Origin of the sequence: Aquitalea pelogenes (genome assembly GCF_041914625.1) — a bacterium.
GTDB classification, from domain to species: domain Bacteria; phylum Pseudomonadota; class Gammaproteobacteria; order Burkholderiales; family Chromobacteriaceae; genus Aquitalea; species Aquitalea pelogenes.
Window position 1 is genome coordinate 138,647 of record NZ_JAYSDA010000001.1, and the last position, 17,918, is coordinate 156,564.

Genomic DNA, 17,918 nt, shown 5'->3' on the forward strand with positions numbered 1-17,918 from the left:
TTAAGCAGTTGCAGTCGATATAACAGCAGAGAGGAAAAAATGGGCTCAAATATATTTTCCATTGGCGTCAGTGGCCTGAATGCGGCACAAACCGCCCTGTCTGTTGTTGGCCAGAACATTGCCAATGGCAATACGCCCGGATATAACCGCCAGGTGATGAGTCAGGCTGCGCGCATGCCGCAACAGGAAGGCTTCGGCTACCTGGGTCAGGGCGTGGACATTACCGGCATCAGCCGCATCTACGACAAGTATCTTGATACCCAGGTGCTCACTGCCCAGGCTGGCAGTAATTATTATTCCAGCCAGCTCTCCCAGCTCAACCAGATCAACAACCTGTTGTCTGATCCTACGGTTGGCCTGAGCAATTCTTTCCAGAGCTTTTACAGCAGTCTGCAAACCCTGTCGCAAGACCCGTCCTCGGTGCCCAGCCGGCAGACTGTGGTCAATATGTCGCAGGCGCTGGTTTCCAATTTCACCGCCATTGGCAACAACCTGTCGCAAATGCAGGCCGGAGCCAATTCGCAAATTACCAGTACGGTAAACAGTATCAATGCACTGGCACAAAATATTGCCGACCTGAACAATCAGATTGCTGCTGCCGCTGCCGCCAATACCCAGCAACAGCCGAACGACCTGATGGATCAGCGCGACCAGGCCATGGAGCAGCTGAACAAACTGGTCAGCGCCAAGGCCGTGCCGCAATCGGATGGTACCTACAGCGTGTTCATCGGTAATGGCCAGGCGCTGGTGATGGGCAATAATGTCACCAAGCTGGGAACACAGAACGACCCCACCAACCCCCTGAACGTGCAGGTTACCTATCCCAACCCGAATGGCACCAATACCGTGGTGCCCAGTACCGCCCTGGCGGGTGGTCAGCTGGCGGGTTATCTGGATTTCCGTGACGGTACTTTGTTGTCTACCCAGCAGAAGCTGGGCACGCTGGCCATCGATTTCACCACGGCCATGAATTACCAGAACCAGCTGGGACGTGATCTGTCCGGCAATCAGGGCGGATTGATCTTTGCCGACATGACCAGTTACGCCTCGCATCCGCAGGATGCAGTGGCCAATATGCAGTTGCTGTTGTCCGATCCTACCAAGCTGGCTGCCTCGTCTTCTTTGCAACTGGGCAGTGGTGGCATCACCCCGTCCGGTACCGGCGTCACGCTGTCCGGTGTGTGGGCCAGCATGCCCGGTACCTATGGCTGGGCCAGCACATCGTCGCCGCCTTCGGTATCGACGCACCCGGTTACCGGCCTGACCGGCATGACCATCAATGCCACCACTGCAACCAGCATTACTGCCACGCTGACCGGTGGCCCGGACAACGGTCAGACCTTCAACGTAGTGCCGGACCCGACGGTATCCAACGGTTACAAGCTGGTGGACAATGCCACGCCTGCCAACGACCTGGGTATCAAGTTCCAGCTGTCCGGCCAGATGAAGGCCGGCATGACCATCAATGTCTCTCCGGTGCCCACCGGCACGGCAGTCAGCGGTAACGGTAACAACCTGGGCGAGATGATGGGTTTGCAGACCCGCAAGATTGTTGACGATAACAAGAATGGCACCAATACCGGCTTGCAGTCTTTCCAGACTTACTATTCGACCACCGTCAGCTTTGTGGGGAATGCCACCAATACGGTGAAACTGGCATCGTCGTCGCAGACCACCTTGCTGCAACAGGCCACGACTTCCCGCTCCAATGTCAGCGGCGTGAATATGGATCAGGAAGCCGCCGACCTGATCAAGTACCAACAGGCATATCAGGCATCTGGCAAGGTTCTCCAGATTGCACAGACACTATTCCAGCAAATCCTGCAAATGGGTGGCTGAGGCGAGGGTTGAATCATGAGAATCAGTACCGCTACTTCCTACCTGACCGGCACCTACGACATGCAATCGCTGCAGTCGCAGTTGCAGTCCTTGCAATCCCAGCTCGATACGCAGAAGCGTGTGGTCACCCCGGCCGATGATCCGGTTGCTGCTGCACGCATCCTGCAGTTGAACCAGTCTGACGGGATGAATACCCAGTTCATCACCAATACCAAGGCGGTGGAGTCCACCTTGTCGCTGGCCGAGTCGCAGCTGACCAATGCATCAAACTTGCTGACCAGTCTGAAAGCTTCCGCCATCCAGGCGGGCAACACCGTCCTGTCGTCCGACCAGTTGCTGATGATTCAGAAGCAGGTGCAGGAGGGCATTTCCGAAATGACCGGTTACGCCAATGCTACCGACGGCAAGGGCAACTACCTGTTCAGTGGCAACAAGGTGGATACGCCGCCCTTTGTGCTGGATGCAACATACGCCGCGACTTATCAGGGGGACACCGGTCAGCGTAATGTCCCCATCAGTGCCTCGCGCAGCATGCAGATTTCCGATGCGGGCAGCAATATTTTTGGCAATGCAACGAGCCCGACGGCAGTGTTTGATGCGCTCAAGTCGCTCAATGACCTGCTGGCGCAGAACCCCAAGCCTTCCACTTACAGTACCGACATGGGCAATATCGTTTCGGCACTGGATAGCGCCCAGAAGAACCTGGCCACCAATATTGCGTCGATTGGTGCCCGTCGTCAGGAAAACCAGAGCGTGCAGGACATGGGGACCCAGCTGGGTTTGCAGTACAAGAGTGGCATCAGTGACTTGCAGGATCTGGACATGCCCAGTGCCATCACCAGCTTTACCCAGACCCAGACTTCGCTCAAGTACAGTCAGCTGGTGTACAACAAGGTGACCAGCCTGTCCCTGTTCAACTACATGTCTTGAGCCCGGCCTCAGGCAGCACAAAACCAGAACGGCTACCACAAGGTAGCCGTTTTTAATGGTTCTGCCGGGCGATTACAGGGTGGCAGGTTCCACCACGATGCCGGCCCGCAGGCCGGGTTTGACACCGGGGTTGGGGAACAGGATGCGTTCCGCCCCGCCATCAGCGACATAGCGTTCTGCACCATCTTCGGCAATCAGGAAACCATCAGGCAGGGCTGTGAAATTTTCAACCTGCGCATCCAGGTGCAGGCGGAAGGCCTCGCTGTGTTTGATCAGGTCGTACTTGGCTCGGAACAGCGGATAGTCACCCGGCTGATAGTCAGCCAGCGGCGGCGTGGTGTCACTCACCAATTGGCGCAGGGCCTGGTCGATACCGGCAAAGCGGGACAGATCGTTATGGCCAAACGGGCGGGCCTTGCCCAGTTCCAGGGTGAAGGCATGCGCCTGATGCGCGTGGCTGGTGTAATAGCTGAAGGTGTTGGCCGGTTTGCTGTGCAGCAGTACCGCCTCGATGCCGCAATGTTTCAGCCAGGCAAGTTGGGCCGGATCATGCGCGCGCTGGTGCAGGAAGGGGTAGATGGCAAACTTCTCATATACCGAACCACGGATGGCGGTGTGCAGGTCGTAATGCAGGCGCAGTGCATGGGACGGAGCCTGGGCAAAGAAACGGCCGGCTTCTTGCTCCAGCAAGGCGGCACAAGCGGCCTCCTGTGCATCAGGCTGCTGCTGGTGGGCGCCATTGAACAGACGATTGAGGTCGTAATCCAGATAGCGCTCGCCTTGCTGCATGGCTTTAGGATTGCCAAATGCCACCAGCAGCCGGTGGTGCAAGGGAAGGGTGCCGCTGGCAATATCGGCCAGCATGGCGTCGATTACTTCGATGGGTGCGGTTTCATTGCCATGGATGCCGCAGGACAACAGAATGAATGCGGGCTTGCTGTGCTGGCCTGCTGGGAATAGTTCCACCACATTGGCGGCATGCCAGCGCGCAGTCACGCCAGCGGCCAGTTGCCATTCCGGCAGGGTGGTTGTGTTGGCTTGCAGCACGTGTTGCAGAAAACGGGATGGCTGAGTGGTCATCGGCAGTCCAGGCAAGAAACGATATCTGATTGTAACCATTTCCGCCCGGCGTGCAGCCGGCATGCCGCGCTGATGAACGGGCATGCCGTTTCTGGGCAATTCAGTCTATCCAGCCGGGTTTGCGCATTTCCAGGAATGCCCTGACGCCTTCCTGTCCCTCATCGCTGCGCCGCAAGGCCACCATGCGGTCTATGGTCAGGTCGATGACGGCGGGGGCAATGTCGCGGTGCTCGATGTCGCGGATCAGCTGCTTGGCTGCCACCATGGCGTGCGGGCCGTTCAGCAGCAGCTGGCGGCACATATGCTCCACCGCGTCATCCAGTTCATCGTTTTCCACCGTCTGGTGAATCAGTCCCAGGCGACGTGCCTTGCCTGCGTTGATGCGTTCTGCCGTGACAAAGTAGCGGCGCGCGGCACGCGGGCCGATGGCACGCATGATGTAGGGTGCTGCCAGTGCCGGAATGATGCCCAGCTTCACGTCGGAGAAGCAGAACAAGGCTTCGGATACGCTGATGGAAACATCGCAGCAGGCAACCAGTGCCGCACCGATGCCAAAGGCCGAGCCTTGTACCCGTGCAATGGTGGGTTTGGGCAGGTGGTCCAGCGTTTCCAATAGACGGGACAGGCGCTGGGCATCCCGTCTTTGCTGGCTTTCATCAAATTCGGTCAGGCGTCGCAGCCAGGCGCTGTCATGGCCTGCCGAAAAGCTGATGCCCTCGCCAGTCAGTACCACAACACGAACACTGTCGTCTTCGGCCAGTGTTTCCAGGGTGGCGGTCAGCAAGTCCACCATCTTGTCATCCAGCGCATTGTGCAACTCGCCACGATTCAGGCTGATGGTGGCAATGCCTTGCGGGCTTACCTTGAGCAGTACGGCCTCTTCCATGGGGGTTCTCCTTTGTTGTTGTTTGACTGTTGGCCCCGTCAGGGCTGGCAGAAGCGGATGATGCTGCGGCTGAAGGCTTCTGCCGCTTCGATATGCAGGACATGCGCAGCGTGCGGAATTTGTTCCAGCGTGGCATGCGGAATGCGTTGCTGCAAGATTTCTGCCTGATACAGCGGGGTGAGCCGGTCTTCCGCACCTAGCAGGATGTGACAAGGAATCTGCAGTTGCGGCAGCCAGTTGCGGGCATCATGTTCCTTCACACCGTTGATCAGGCGGATGACTGCATCCCAGTCCACCATGCCGGCCAGGGTTTTCATGTCCTCCAGCATGGCCGCGTTGGCGGTGAGAAAACGGCTGGAAAACAGCCAGGGTATGCTGGCGCTGTAACGCAAATCCAGTCCGCCTGCCTGGTTGGATTCTATCCAGCTCTGGCTGATGCGGTTGTTGGCCTCATCCGACCAGGCCAGGGTTGAGGCCAGCAACAGCTTGCGCACGCGCTGGCCGTGCCGGTGGGCAAAGTGCTGGGCCACCATGCCGCCATAGGACAGCCCCACCAGAAAGACCTGCGACAGCTGCAAGGCATCCAGCAGGGCGGCAGCCAGGTCAGCCTGCTCTGCCAGCGTGTATTTCTCGGCGACAGGCTTGTCGGTTTGCCCCTGGCCCAGAAAGTCGAAGCGGATTACGCGATACTGGCTTTCCAGTGCCGGCATCATCAGGCCCCAGGCCGGTGTGGACATGGTGATGCCGTTGAACAGCAGCAAATCCTGCTGGCCATGACCGCTGATTTCATAAAAAACCGAGTGGCTGCCGAGTGCGAGGTGGGGCATGGAAGGCTCCTGCGGTTGATGGCTTGCGCGGATGGTCGTTTCTGTCATTCTAGGCCGCATTGCTGATGGAGAGCCAGCAAGCGGCCGTTTTGTTGAGATTTACCCGTGGCCAGGTAAAGAGATTGTCATTTGTACGGTTTAAAGTACCGGTTTGTACATTGGCCGGATAATCAAACCATCGCTATGGACTGTACGCCGCAAAGGGAAGTGACCGAACTGGCCCAGCTGGCTTCGCGCTGTCACGAACTGGAAGAAATCATCAGCGAGCGACGCCTGCAGCCGGTATTCCAGCCGATTGTCGATCTCACCACCGGTGGGGTGCTGGGTTACGAGGGCCTGATCCGCGGGCCGTCCAACAGCCCGCTGCACTCGCCGGTCAGCCTGTTCGACCAGGCCGAACGCTGCCAGCTGACAGTGATGCTGGATCGAAGCTGCCGCCAGGTCACCATGGAACGTTTTGTCGAACTGGGACTGTCCGGTTTGTTGTTCCTGAATATCTGTCCGGCCACCTTGCTGGCGCCCGAACATCGTCAGGGTGAAACGCTGGCCTTCCTGCAGAAAATCGGTCTGTCGGCCGAGCGCATCATCATTGAGGTCACCGAAACCACGCCTGCCGCGTGCTACGACAGTTTGCGCCTTGCCACCACGCATTACCGCGACAACGGCTTTCGCATTGCGCTGGATGACCTTGGCGAAGGCTTTTCCAATCTGAGGCTGTGGTCCGAGCTGCGGCCGGACTTTGTCAAACTGGACAAACACTTTGTCCAGCAACTGCATCTGGACCCGCTGAAAGAGCAATTTGTCCGCTCCATGGTGGACATTGCCCGCCAGTCCGGCGCCATGCTGGTGGCCGAAGGCATTGAAACCCAGGCCGAGCTGCGCACCTTGCAAAGGCTGGGCGTGCGCTATGGGCAGGGTTATCTGCTGGCGCGGCCCAGTGCCGTGCCGGCGCTCGATTTGCAGATTCACGTCAACGGCGTGGTGTGGGAGGGCGGTCGCAACCGCATGCCCTGGCAAATGCAGGCCACGGCGCGGGATTTGTTGCAGGAAGTACCCTGCCTGACGCCGGATGTGCCCAATGAGGCGGCCTATCGCCTGTTCGATCGCGATCCGGCACGTTTTGCCATCCCGGTGGTAAAGGATGGCGTGCCGGTTGGCCTGCTGCGGCGTCATCACCTGCTGGAAAGCTTTGCCAGGCCATTCAATCGCGAACTCTACGGCAAGAAGCCCTGCACCACGATGATGGACAAGCAGCCCTTGATCGTGAATGCCGATTTGAACGTGCATGATTTGTCCACGCTGGTGGTGGCATCCGAGCAGCGTTATCTGGTGGATGGCTTCATCATTACCGAAAACGGGCAGTATCTGGGCATGGGGACCGGCTTTGCCCTGATGCGCAAAATGACCGAATTGCAGATTTCCGCTGCACGTTATGCCAACCCGCTTACCGGCTTGCCCGGTAATGTCCCCTTGTCCGAAGCGATAGACCGCTTGCTGGAAGCGCAGCTGCCTTTTGTGGTGGCCTATGCCGACCTGGACAATTTCAAACCCTTCAATGATCTGTACGGCTATGCGGCAGGAGACGAGATGATCTGCCTGTTGGCCCGGCTGCTGGTGGATTGCGCGGATGCCGACCGTGACTTTGTCGGTCATGTCGGCGGGGACGATTTTGCCTTGCTGCTGCAATCGCCAGACTGGCGGCCACGGCTGGAGCAGATGTTGCAGCAATTCGACGCGGCAGTGCGAGGTATGTTTGACCCCGTGCATCTGGCCAGTGGTGGTTTTGACATGCCGGGCCGTAATGGCGAGCAGATGCATTTTCCACTGACGTCCCTGTCGGTGGGCGTGGTCAGGGTGGCGCCGGGCCAGTTTCCCACGCATTACGAAGTCGGTGCTGCCACGGCGGAAGCCAAGAAGCAGGCCAAGAAGCAGCCGGGCAGCAGCCTGTTTGTCGAGCGACGCCTGGCGCATCCTGCCGGTGGACTTGTTCGATGAATTAAACATGCCGGCCCGGAAAGCCTGTTTTGTATCAAATGTGAAGTCCCTATTCTGGTTTTTTTTCCCAAATGCAGCACTGTGAGGCCTGAAAGCCACATTGCTCACTCACTTTTGATCAAGTTTCGTCTTGAGGCTTGTCAAATTTATTAAACGTAAGCTAGGCTTCTCTCCAGCAAAAGAGCAGCGTATAGACTGCTTTGGGCAGTAATGCTGGCATGACATGACGGGATGTTTAAGCCCATTTGTGATCAATGCACAGTGCTGACCAGATCGTTCGGGAGAGTAGGGGAGGAGCCAGCATGAATTTTGTCGCAGCACGCATTGCCGTTCATCACGGCAATACAGGCTACGCCCGCTTCAGTAGGCCCCCCCATGAAGGTATCGTTTCCGGTTTGACCGTTTTTCCCGCTTTTTCTTTGCCAGACACTGCCCATTCACGGTGGGGACTGGTATTGTTTTGAAAGCGGATTTAGGTGCGAGTGAAAAGGTGGCAAACCTGCCTTTTCTGTAAGCTGACCGTTATTCAGGTCGCGGACACGCGAAATCAGCCGCCTGGGCTGGAATAGTAGGAGGGAGCAAAATCATGACGGATGCTGTAGCGGCCAATAAGCCGGTTCAATCAAATGCTGGTACACAGGCTGCCAAGCAGGTTCAGAAAGTGCAAGCCAATGACAAGCCTTATCTGAAAATCAGTGGGGTGGTCAAAAAATTCGGCGACCACGTTGCTGTCGACCATGTTGATCTGGAAATCAGACAACACGAAATTTTCGCGCTGCTGGGTAGTTCCGGCTGCGGCAAGTCCACCCTGCTGCGCATGCTGGCAGGCATGGACAACCCGACTTCGGGCAAGATCATCCTCGATGGCGAGGATGTGATCGGCCTGGCGCCGTACGAGCGCCCGGTCAACATGATGTTCCAGAGCTATGCCTTGTTCCCCCACATGACCGTGGCCGAAAACATTGCCTTTGGCCTGAAACAGGACAAGCTGCCCAAGGCGGAAATCAGCGCCCGTGTGGATGAAATGCTGGACCTGGTGCAGATGCGCAAGTATGCCAACCGCAAGCCGCATCAACTCTCCGGTGGTCAGCAACAGCGTGTGGCACTGGCGCGCAGCCTGGCCAAGCGTCCGAAGCTGCTGCTGCTGGACGAACCGCTGGGCGCACTGGACAAGAAACTGCGTCAGCAAACCCAGCTTGAACTGGCCAGCACCATCGAAAAGGTGGGCGTAACCTGCATCATGGTGACGCACGACCAGGAAGAAGCCATGACCATGGCAGACCGCATCGGCATCATGTCCGAAGGCAAGCTGCTGCAAGTGGGCACCCCGACCGAAATCTACGACTACCCCAACTGTCGCTTCACCGCCGAATTCATTGGTGAAACCAATATGTTCGAAGGTGCGGTGACCGTGGATGAAGCCGACCGTGTGGAAATCACCTCGCAGGAACTGGGCGGTGTGGTGCGTATAGACCACGGCATTACCGGTCCCAAGGGCATGCATGTGTGGGCCAGTGTCCGTCCGGAAGACGTACGCCTGGACCGCAAGACTGTGGCAGCCGGCCCGAACATGGCCTCCGGCGTGGTGGAAAACATTGCCTACATGGGTAGCTACTCCGTGTTCCACATCAAGCTGGCCAGTGGCAAGGTAGTGAAATCGGTTGTGCCGTCCTCGCGCTGGTACGATGCCGACGAAACCGCTCCCACCTGGGGCGACCCGGTATTTGTCAGCTGGCGTGCCGATGCACCGGTCATCCTGACCATGTAAGGTCAATCCAGCAGGTAAAAGCGGATACATCATCAGTGTGTCCGCTTTTTTTACGCCCGTAGTCATGGCTTTTGTTTCACGCAATTCAACTTCCTGTCACCGAGGTTCTCATGCTCCGCTTCGCCCATCAGCCTGCCGTGCCGTCCTACTACCAGGCCAGTGCCAGCCACTGGGAGGCCTGCCCGCCACTGCAAGGCGCGGTCAGTGCCGATATCTGCGTGGTGGGCGGCGGGCTGGCCGGTTTGTCCGCCGCGCTCAACCTGGCCGAGCGCGGTTTTTCCGTCACCTTGCTGGAAGGCAGCGCCATCGGTTTTGGTGCTTCCGGACGTAATGGTGGACAGGTGATTGCCGGTTATGCCTGCGGCACCGACACCTTGCGTGCCCAATTGGGTAGCGAACTGGCGCGGGTGATGTGGGATATGTCGGTGGAGGCGGTGGACATCATCGATGAGCGGGTAAGAAAACACGGCATTGACTGCGACTGGGCACGTGGGTTTTGCAATGCCGCCATCAAGCCACGCCACATGCAGGAGCTGGAAGCCTGGCAACACGAGGCTGAAACCGAATACGGCTATGGCGGCATGCAGCTGTGGGACAAGGCTACGCTGGCGCAGCAACTGGGCAGCGAACGCTATCAGGGTGGTTTGTTTGATCCGCGTTCCGGCCACTTGCATCCGCTCAACTACACCTTGGGTCTGGCGCGTGCCGCCATCGCCGCCGGGGTGAAGATTTACGAACAGTCCCCGGTATTGCGACTGGAGCAGGGCGCGCAACCGGTGGTGCATGCCGAACAGGGGCAAGTGCGTTGCCAGCACGTGGTGCTGGCCTGCAATGCCTATATTGGCCAGCTGCTGCCGCAGCTGGAGCGCAAGATCATGCCGGCCGGCACCTATGTAATTGCCACCGAGCCACTGGGGCGTGAGCGCGCGGCCAGCCTGATCGCCAACAATATGGCGGTGTGCGATACCAACTTCGTGCTGGATTATTACCGCCTGTCGGCGGACAACCGTCTGCTGTTTGGTGGCAAGGTCAGTTACTCCGGGCGCGAGCCGCACGATCTGGCCGGGGCAATGCGCAGCGATATGTTGCGGGTATTTCCGCAGCTGGCTGATGTGAAGGTGGACTATGCCTGGGGCGGTTTTTGCGACATCACCGTCAATCGCGCGCCGGACCTGGGCCGTCTGGCGGGCAATATCTACTACATGCAGGGCTTTTCCGGCCACGGGGTCAATGTCACCGGGATTGCCGGCAAGGTGATTGCCGAAGCCATTGCCGGCACCGCAGGCCGGCTGGATGTGTTTGCCCGCGTGCAGCACCGCGACTTTCCCGGTGGCAAGCTGTTGCGCACGCCAGCACTGGTGCTGGGCATGGCCTATTATCGGATGAAGGATGCGCTGTAAAGCACGTTGTTGATCTGCCTTTGCATGCCAGTTGGATGATGATTATCGTGTAGCACTACAAAATGGAAGATATGCTGTCAAAAGCCTGATCAGGCAGCATATTTGCCGTTTTTTTGCCGTCACGCCGGGCTGTGCCGGACACGGCTTTGCCCCAAAAAATGCCGCTGTGGTTCCGTCATCAAATTTTTACTTGTCAAGCTGCGTGATGTTGTTAAAATCCGCGCTCGTTTTGCAATGCAAAACACCGACAATCAATTGTTTCGCTCCGACATCCCAGGCCCACATAAAAGCTTTGTAGCCCGAAAGCCGCGCACTAAGGAGCGGGGTTATCCATCGAATCATTGAGGGAAAATCTCATGGCTTGGACTGTGGCTGATAGCCGGAGCCTGTACGGCATCCGGCATTGGGGGGCGGGCTATTTCGACGTGGGCGACAACGGATGCATCCAGGTGCAGCCGAATGTGCGCCATGCCACACGTATTGATCTGCACGAATTGAGCCGTCAACTGGGAGCAAAAGGGCTGGATCTGCCGCTATTGGTACGCTTTCCGGACATCCTGCAAGACCGCGTGACCCGCCTGTGCGGCGCATTTGACAACGCCATTGCCACGCAAAACTACGGCAATCGCTATACCGCCATTTACCCCATCAAGGTGAACCAGCAAGAAGCGGTGGTGAAAAGCATCATCGCCACCCGCGACGTGTCCATCGGTCTGGAAGCCGGCTCCAAGCCGGAACTGATGGCCGTGCTGGCGCTGGCCCCCAAGGGCGGCACCATCATCTGCAATGGCTACAAGGACCGCGAGTTCGTGCGTCTGGCGCTGATCGGCCAGAAGCTGGGCCATCAGGTGTTCATCGTCATCGAAAAAGAATCCGAAGTTGACCTGGCGATTGAAGAAAGCCAGAAGCTGGGCGTGCGCCCGATGCTGGGCATGCGCGTGCGCCTGTCCTCGCTGGCCAGCAGCAAATGGGCAGATACCGGTGGTGACAAGGGCAAGTTCGGCCTGTCCGCGGCCCAGCTGATTTCTGCTGCCGACAAGCTGGCCGCTGCCGGCATGTCCGACTGCGTGCGCTTGATGCACTTCCACATGGGTTCGCAGATTGCCAATATCGGCGACTACCGTGCCGGCTTCCGCGAAGCCGTGCGTTACTTTGCCGAACTGCGTGCGCTGGGCCTGCCGATTGACCATGTCGATGTGGGCGGTGGTCTGGGCGTGGACTATGACGGCACCCATTCGCGCAATGCCAGCTCCATCAACTACGACATGGACGAATACGCCCAGGTCATCGTGTCGATGCTGGCCGAGTTCTGCGACGAAAACGGCATTCCGCACCCGCGCATCCTGTCCGAATCCGGCCGCGCCATGACCGCGCACCACGCGGTGCTGATCATGAACGTGACCGACGTGGAGCGCCTGCCGGAAAGCGTGCCGGAAGTGGACGACCTGTCGGTACTGGCCAAGCCGGTGCGCAAGCTGTTCGAGCTGATGGAGCTGACCGACGAGGAAATGGTGACGGAAATCTATTACCGCGCCAGCCATTACGCGTCCGACGTGTCCGATCTGTACTCCGCCGGCCGCATTTCGCTGAAGGAAAAAGCCATGGCCGAGGACGTGCACGCCACCCTGTGCCGTCGCCTGCACCGCCAGTTGCAAGCCAGCCAGCGTTCGCAGCGCCAGGTGTATGACGAGCTGACCGACAAGCTGGCGGACAAGTATTTCTGCAACTTCTCGGTATTCCAGAGCCTGCCGGATACCTGGGCCATCGACCAGATCCTGCCCATCATGCCGGTCCACCGGCTGGACGAGCAGCCCACCCGCCGCGCCGTGCTGCAGGATTTGACCTGCGATTCGGACGGCAAGGTGAAGCAGTATGTCGACCAGCAAAGCATCGAATCCAGCATGTCGGTGCATGATGTCGAACCCGGCAAGGAATACCTGATTGCCGTGTTCATGGTGGGTGCCTACCAGGAAATCCTGGGCGACATGCACAATCTGTTTGGCGATACCGACTCGGTCAACGTTTATGTGCGCGACAACGGTCAGCTGGAATTTGCCGGCGTGGAAGAGCATGACACCATCGAAGACATGCTGCGCTATGTGCACCTGTCGCCGGAGGAAATCCTCAACCGCTACGAGGAAAAAGCCCGTGCGGCCGATCTGTCCAGCGACGAGCGCAATGTATTCTTTGCCGAGTTCTGCCGTGGTCTGAAGCAGTCGTCCTATCTGTCGGTGTAAGCCGCGCAGGTTTGATGCCAAAGAAAAAGCCCTGAGAAATCAGGGCTTTTTTGCGTGTATTGCTCAGAAAATCAGCCTTCGGCTTCGACAAAATCCAGTTCCGGCGGCTCGCGGCGGAAGAAGCCGGTGAGCTTGGCCAGATAGGCAATGCCCAGCGCCAGCCAGATCAGGCCCAGCATGATGGCACGGCTATCCAGGCTGACCAGCAGCCACAGGTCGGCCAGCATGCCGATCAGCGGAAACAGCAGGAACAAGAAGAAGTCACGCGGTGCGCGGCGACGCTGGCGCACGTAGTAGTGCGCAATCACCGACAGATTGACGAAGCTGAACGCCAGGAAAGCACCAAAGTTGATGAATGACGTGGAGGTGGTGACATCCAGCTTCAGTGCCAGCAAGGCCACCACGCCACAAATCACCAGATTGTTCACCGGGGTGCGAAAGCGCGCATGCAGCTTGCCGAACACGGACTGCGGCAGCACCGCGTCGCGGCCCATGGCGTACAGCAGACGCGAGGCACTGGCCTGCGCCGACAGCCCGGAGGCAAACTGGCCGATGATCAGGCCGATCAGGAAGATGCTGGCAAACAGGTCGCCGCCGATATTCTTGGCAATTTCGAACGCAGCATCATCCACGCTCTTGAACTGGCTGGACGGATGGGCCAGCTGCACAAAGTAGGACGCCACCACGAAAATCAGCCCTCCGATGATGGTAATCCACATGATGGCGCGCGGAATGGTATGGCGTGCATCGCGGGTTTCCTCGGTAAGTGTGCTGACCGCATCAAAACCCAGAAAGGAATAACAGGCCACGGCGGCACCAGCCATGATCATCGGCAGCTTCATGTCGCCACGGAAGAAGGGCGCCAGATTCCACAAGGGCTTGCTGGCATCGCCCGCCACATAGTGGATGCACAGCGCGACAAAGGCCAGCAGCACCAGGAATTGCAGCAGCATCATCAGGTAATTGACAGTATTGGCCATCTTCAGTCCGACGATATTGATCAGCGTGGTGAACACGATGAAGGCAATCACCCATACGGCCATCGGAATACTGGGGAAGGCCGACGCCAGATAGGCTGCGCCGATCAGCCAGATGGCCATTGGCAGGAACAGATAGTCCAGCAACACCGCCCAGCCCACCAGAAAGCCCAGCTTGGCGTGGATGGATTTGCGGGTGTAGGTGTAGGCTGAACCGGCCACCGGAAAGGCCGCTGCCATGCGGCCATAGCTGTAGGCGGTAAACAACATGGCCACCAGCGCCACCAGATAGGAGGCGGGGACCATGCCATCGGTCATTTGCGCCAGGATGCCAAAGGTACCCAGCACGATGATGGGCGTCATGTACGCCAGGCCAAACAGCACCACGGAGCCCAGCGTCAGCGAGCGCTCCAGTTGTTTCGTTTCCATTGTTTCTCCTTTGTTGCTCATGTTTGTGTTTGTTGTCATGAGCCTGTCTCTTTTGTTTTGACTGCCAGTGATTGCTAGGGCGTGGCTAGTGCCGGATGCGGAAGCTGCGCTGGCCGTTTTCGCCGTTGATGACTTCACCTGCCAGGGCAATGCGCCGGTCATGCAGATAGCGGTAATCGCGGCGGCTGGCCTCAAGTTGCTTCAGGTCAAGTGCCACACGCAGCTGTTGCGGGTCGCGTCCGCAACTGGCTACCACTTGGCCAAAGGGGTTGATCACCGCGCTTTCGCCGGCAAATTGCAGGCCATCACCGCTGCCGCAGCGGTTGGTCATCACTGCGAACAACTGGTTTTCCATGGCGCGCGCGGTGATCGCGGTGCGATGCACCGGGCCGTACGGGTCCATATTGCCGTTGGTGACAATCAGCAGGTCCACCTCTTGCTGTGCCAGCGCGCGGGCTGTTTCCGGGAACTCGATATCGAAACAGATGAGGATACCGACGCGCAGGCCTTCCCACTCGCAGCTCACCAGTGCATCGCCGGGGGTGAAGATGCCGTGGTCGGATGCCCACAAATGGGTTTTGCGGTAAGCCAGTGCCACACCTTGCGGGGTGAGCAGGGCGGTGGTGTTGTAAAAGCGGCCTTCATGCGCCTCGGCAAAGCCGATGGCGATGCTGATGTTTTTCTCGCGTGCCGCCTGCTGGATGGTGCGGATGGCCGGGCCGTCGATGGGCTGGGCAAGTGTGGCGATATTGTCGGTGGTGGGAAAACCGCTGAGATAGGTTTCCGGGAATACCAGCAGGCGGGTATCGGGCCCGCAACGGGCGATGGCGTCCAGGGCGCTGGCGGTGTTGGCCGGGATGTCGCCATCGACACCGGGCAGCTGGGCCAGTTCTACAATCATGCTGTCTCCTTGGTTGAATGTTGTCAGACTACATCGCTGGCGCTGCCCCGTTGTCTGCAGGGAGGCTGTTGGAGAGTCTGGAAGCGTGCTAGCTTGAGAAGCTGTCAGCGCAGGGCTCAGTATCGGCTGCTGTCAAGCGTATGAAAATTACATCAAGTGGGTAACCAGATTGGGGTAGTCGTGGCCTTGGAAATACAGGATATCGCCTGGCATCGCACAGTGGGGCGTTTGATTGATCAGCTGGACAAACCGGTGTTCTGGCCGTCCCTGCTGGGGGTGCTGGCCGATTATGTGGCTTTTGACAGCTGGGTGGTGCTGCTGTTTTACCCGGACCGCCCGCCCACGGTGCTGGCCGAGCAGGCCATGGCCGATGGCGGGGTGGATACCTTGTTTCAGGATTATCTGCAGGGACTGTACCGGCTGGACCCGTTTTATGTCGCCAGCCTGGAGTACCGCCATGCCGGGCTGCTGCGGCTGGACGAGGTAGCGCCGGACCGTTTCCCCTTCACCGATTACTACCAGCGCTATTTCCGCCTGAACATTGTCGAGGACGAGGTGCAGTTCAACCTGCCCGGCGAGGATGGCAGCACCTTGTGCCTGTCGCTGGGGGCAGGGCAGCGCTTCAGCCCGGAGCAGATGGCGACCTTGAGCCTGTTGCAGCCCTGGGTACTGGCCCTGATGCGCCAGCGCCTGCATTTTGAGCAACTGGCCGCCAGCAAGCCTGCTGTGGCCGCGCCGCAGGCAGCCCCGGTCGGGCTGGAGGGGCAGGGCCTCACCCTGCGCGAGAACGAGGTTGCCCAGCTGATGCTGGGCGGTCATTCCAGCAAGGCGATTGCCCAGCGCTTGCAGATATCGGTGGAAACCGTGCGTGTGCACAAGAAACATCTGTACAGCAAGCTGGGCATCAATTCGCAATCCGAGCTGTTTTCGGTATTCCTGCGCGCCAGCCGGGCGTGAAAAAGCCTGCGCGTGGCAGGCTTGGTGTGATGCCGGGCTTGCTTACTGGATGATGCCGCCGCCCAGACAGATATCACCGTCGTACAGCACGGCAGACTGGCCCGGCGTCACCGCCCACTGTTTTTCGCGGAAGGTGAGGGTGGCCTGGCCATCCACCACCGGCGACAGCGAACAGGCAGCATCGGCCATGCGATAGCGGTTCTTGGCCGCGTATTCGCCGGCTGCCGGTGCGCCGTTCAGCGTCCAGGACAAATCGCTCATCGCCAGTGTGGGCTTGAGCAGCAGCGGGTGATCATGCCCCTGCACCACAATCAGCTTGTTGCCCGGAATATCCTTGCCGGCAACAAACCACGGTTCGCCGCTGCCATCCTTGCTGCCGCCTATGGTCAGGCCCTTGCGCTGACCCAGTGTGTAGTACATCAGGCCCATGTGCTCGCCCACCACCTTGCCCTCAGCTGTCACCATCTGGCCCGGCTGGGTGGGCAGATAACGTTGCAGGAACTCGCGGAACGGACGCTCGCCGATAAAGCAGATGCCGGTGGAGTCCTTCTTGGCTGCTGTCGGCAGGCCGGCTTCCTCGGCCAGTTTGCGCACCTCGGTCTTGCGGATGTCGCCCAGCGGGAAGATGGCCTTGGCCAGCTGGTGTTGCTGCAGACGGTACAGGAAGTAGCTTTGGTCCTTGGTGTGGTCCACTGCCTTCATCAGGTAGTGCAGCCCGTCCTTTTCCATCTTGCGCGCGTAGTGGCCGGTGGCGATGCAGTCGGCACCCAGTTCCAGCGCGTAGTCCAGAAAGGCCTTGAACTTGATTTCGGCATTGCACAGCACGTCCGGATTGGGGGTGCGGCCAGCCGAGTATTCCTTGAGGAAGTACGAGAACACGCGGTCCTTGTATTCCTTGGCGAAATTGACGATTTCCATGTCGATGCCGACGATGTCGGCCACGCTCATGGCATCCAGTGCGTCCTGCTTGATGGAGCAGTATTCGTCGTCGTTGTCGTCTTCCCAGTTCTGCATGAATACGCCGATGACTTCATGGCCCTGTTGCTTGAGCAGCCAGGCGGTTACCGACGAATCCACACCGCCGGACATGCCGACGACAATACGTTTCTTACCCGTCACGGGGAAAATCCTTCTTTCCAGAGAGCCAGGGGCACCACTACGGGTGGTTCCCCGAATGAATTGAACCAGCTGTCCACCACCCATTCCTGGCCGGTGTCCTGCTCGGTGATATGACTGGCAAAGTGTTGGGTCACCAGCCAGCGGGTACGTCGCACAATGGGGTCGACCCGGTGAAAATGCAGCCAGCCCTGGGTTGCCAGGAACTGCAGGAAGGCTGAGTCGTTATGGCTGTGATCGATGCAGTCCATGCGGCCGTCGGCATCGTTGTCGAAGCGGTCGCCACCCTTGTCGTGCCACAGCGGGCTGTCTTGTGCCGACAGCCAGTACAGGGCCTGGACGGCACGCTGGATCTGGCTGCGTTCGGTACTGGCATCCTGCGGATGCTCGAACAGCCGGGCCAGCCAGTCGCGGGCTTCTTCGGAAATTTCCACTTCCAGCTGTTTGGCGCAGCCGTAATCATAACAGAGCTGCAAGGGGTCCGCATGCAGCGTCCCGGCGGCAAGCAGCATGCCAAGCCACAGGCAGCGGTGTAGCAGCAGGTGAAGGTGGCGCAAGGTTTCCTCCCTTGCCGCC

At 58.9% G+C, this 17,918-nt stretch carries 14 protein-coding genes; 7 read left to right on the forward strand and 7 right to left on the reverse strand.

The genetic code is table 11. The features are described from left to right. Window positions 1–39 precede the first annotated feature (39 nt). Together flgK and flgL are read left to right on the forward strand one after the other, a co-directional pair. The gene (flgK, locus tag ACE3SE_RS00610) at window positions 40–1,839 is read left to right on the forward strand and encodes a flagellar hook-associated protein FlgK (protein WP_131359279.1); all 1,800 of its coding nucleotides are present in this window, start codon (window positions 40–42) and stop codon (window positions 1,837–1,839) included. Between the two features lie 15 nt (window positions 1,840–1,854). After that, on the forward strand, window positions 1,855–2,769 hold the full coding sequence (gene flgL, locus ACE3SE_RS00615) for a flagellar hook-associated protein FlgL (protein WP_374553250.1): 915 nt from the start codon (window positions 1,855–1,857) through the stop codon (window positions 2,767–2,769). Window positions 2,770–2,841: 72 nt separating this feature from the next. Here flgL and astE read toward each other — a convergent pair whose 3' ends face one another. The 3 genes from astE to ACE3SE_RS00630 form a co-directional block, all read right to left on the reverse strand. Beyond that, on the reverse strand, window positions 2,842–3,849 hold the full coding sequence (astE, locus tag ACE3SE_RS00620) for a succinylglutamate desuccinylase (RefSeq protein ID WP_374553252.1): 1,008 nt from the start codon (window positions 3,847–3,849) through the stop codon (window positions 2,842–2,844). A 100-nt stretch (window positions 3,850–3,949) separates the two neighbouring features. Further along, entirely contained in the window at window positions 3,950–4,735 is a 786-nt protein-coding gene (locus ACE3SE_RS00625) for an enoyl-CoA hydratase-related protein (protein WP_045845199.1), read from the reverse strand. A gap of 38 nt (window positions 4,736–4,773) precedes the next feature. Next, window positions 4,774–5,562, reverse strand: coding sequence for an alpha/beta fold hydrolase (locus tag ACE3SE_RS00630; protein WP_374553254.1), 789 nt, complete (start codon window positions 5,560–5,562; stop codon window positions 4,774–4,776). Window positions 5,563–5,769: 207 nt separating this feature from the next. Here ACE3SE_RS00630 and ACE3SE_RS00635 point away from each other — a divergent pair, with 207 nt between their 5' ends. The 4 genes from ACE3SE_RS00635 to speA all read left to right on the forward strand — a co-directional run bounded on the left by ACE3SE_RS00635 (window position 5,770) and on the right by speA (window position 12,962). After that, complete coding sequence (locus ACE3SE_RS00635; RefSeq protein WP_374553256.1) at window positions 5,770–7,557, forward strand: GGDEF domain-containing protein; 1,788 nt, start codon at window positions 5,770–5,772, stop codon at window positions 7,555–7,557. Window positions 7,558–8,143: 586 nt separating this feature from the next. Then, window positions 8,144–9,325: an ABC transporter ATP-binding protein gene (locus ACE3SE_RS00640; RefSeq protein ID WP_131359286.1), complete on the forward strand. Its 1,182-nt coding sequence runs from the start codon at window positions 8,144–8,146 to the stop codon at window positions 9,323–9,325. Between the two features lie 110 nt (window positions 9,326–9,435). Further along, entirely contained in the window at window positions 9,436–10,725 is a 1,290-nt protein-coding gene (locus ACE3SE_RS00645; protein WP_374553258.1) for an NAD(P)/FAD-dependent oxidoreductase, read from the forward strand. A gap of 356 nt (window positions 10,726–11,081) precedes the next feature. Beyond that, on the forward strand, window positions 11,082–12,962 hold the full coding sequence (speA, locus tag ACE3SE_RS00650) for an arginine decarboxylase (protein ID WP_199101749.1): 1,881 nt from the start codon (window positions 11,082–11,084) through the stop codon (window positions 12,960–12,962). 71 nt (window positions 12,963–13,033) lie between these two features. Here the strand turns inward: speA and ACE3SE_RS00655 are convergent, their stop codons facing one another. Beyond that, on the reverse strand, window positions 13,034–14,368 hold the full coding sequence (locus ACE3SE_RS00655) for an APC family permease (RefSeq protein WP_374553260.1): 1,335 nt from the start codon (window positions 14,366–14,368) through the stop codon (window positions 13,034–13,036). A gap of 85 nt (window positions 14,369–14,453) precedes the next feature. Then, window positions 14,454–15,269 carry a carbon-nitrogen hydrolase family protein gene (locus ACE3SE_RS00660; protein WP_374553261.1) on the reverse strand — a complete coding sequence of 272 codons (816 nt, stop codon included), beginning with the start codon at window positions 15,267–15,269 and terminating at the stop codon, window positions 14,454–14,456. Between the two features lie 180 nt (window positions 15,270–15,449). On the opposite strand from ACE3SE_RS00660, the gene ACE3SE_RS00665 reads away from it, so the two are divergent. Beyond that, on the forward strand, window positions 15,450–16,226 hold the full coding sequence (locus tag ACE3SE_RS00665) for a helix-turn-helix transcriptional regulator (RefSeq protein WP_374553262.1): 777 nt from the start codon (window positions 15,450–15,452) through the stop codon (window positions 16,224–16,226). A 42-nt stretch (window positions 16,227–16,268) separates the two neighbouring features. Here ACE3SE_RS00665 and mnmA read toward each other — a convergent pair whose 3' ends face one another. Both mnmA and ACE3SE_RS00675 read right to left on the reverse strand, forming a co-directional pair. Next, window positions 16,269–17,345 carry a tRNA 2-thiouridine(34) synthase MnmA gene (mnmA, locus tag ACE3SE_RS00670; protein WP_045845191.1) on the reverse strand — a complete coding sequence of 359 codons (1,077 nt, stop codon included), beginning with the start codon at window positions 17,343–17,345 and terminating at the stop codon, window positions 16,269–16,271. Then, on the reverse strand, window positions 17,342–17,899 hold the full coding sequence (locus ACE3SE_RS00675) for a hypothetical protein (RefSeq protein ID WP_374553264.1): 558 nt from the start codon (window positions 17,897–17,899) through the stop codon (window positions 17,342–17,344). The genes mnmA and ACE3SE_RS00675 overlap by 4 nt, the downstream gene beginning before the upstream one ends. Between the last annotated feature and the right edge of the window lie 19 nt (window positions 17,900–17,918).

Bases quoted from the DNA above. Each gene is read 5' to 3' on its own strand.
- flgK (WP_131359279.1), top strand. From the start codon at position 40: ATGGGCTCAAATATATTTTCCATTGGCGTCAGTGGCCTGAATGCGGCA.
- flgL (WP_374553250.1), top strand. From the start codon at position 1,855: ATGAGAATCAGTACCGCTACTTCCTACCTGACCGGCACCTACGACATG.
- astE (WP_374553252.1), bottom strand. From the start codon at position 3,849: ATGACCACTCAGCCATCCCGTTTTCTGCAACACGTGCTGCAAGCCAAC.
- ACE3SE_RS00625 (WP_045845199.1), bottom strand. From the start codon at position 4,735: ATGGAAGAGGCCGTACTGCTCAAGGTAAGCCCGCAAGGCATTGCCACC.
- ACE3SE_RS00630 (WP_374553254.1), bottom strand. From the start codon at position 5,562: ATGCCCCACCTCGCACTCGGCAGCCACTCGGTTTTTTATGAAATCAGC.
- ACE3SE_RS00640 (WP_131359286.1), top strand. From the start codon at position 8,144: ATGACGGATGCTGTAGCGGCCAATAAGCCGGTTCAATCAAATGCTGGT.
- ACE3SE_RS00645 (WP_374553258.1), top strand. From the start codon at position 9,436: ATGCTCCGCTTCGCCCATCAGCCTGCCGTGCCGTCCTACTACCAGGCC.
- speA (WP_199101749.1), top strand. From the start codon at position 11,082: ATGGCTTGGACTGTGGCTGATAGCCGGAGCCTGTACGGCATCCGGCAT.
- ACE3SE_RS00655 (WP_374553260.1), bottom strand. From the start codon at position 14,368: ATGGAAACGAAACAACTGGAGCGCTCGCTGACGCTGGGCTCCGTGGTG.
- ACE3SE_RS00660 (WP_374553261.1), bottom strand. From the start codon at position 15,269: ATGATTGTAGAACTGGCCCAGCTGCCCGGTGTCGATGGCGACATCCCG.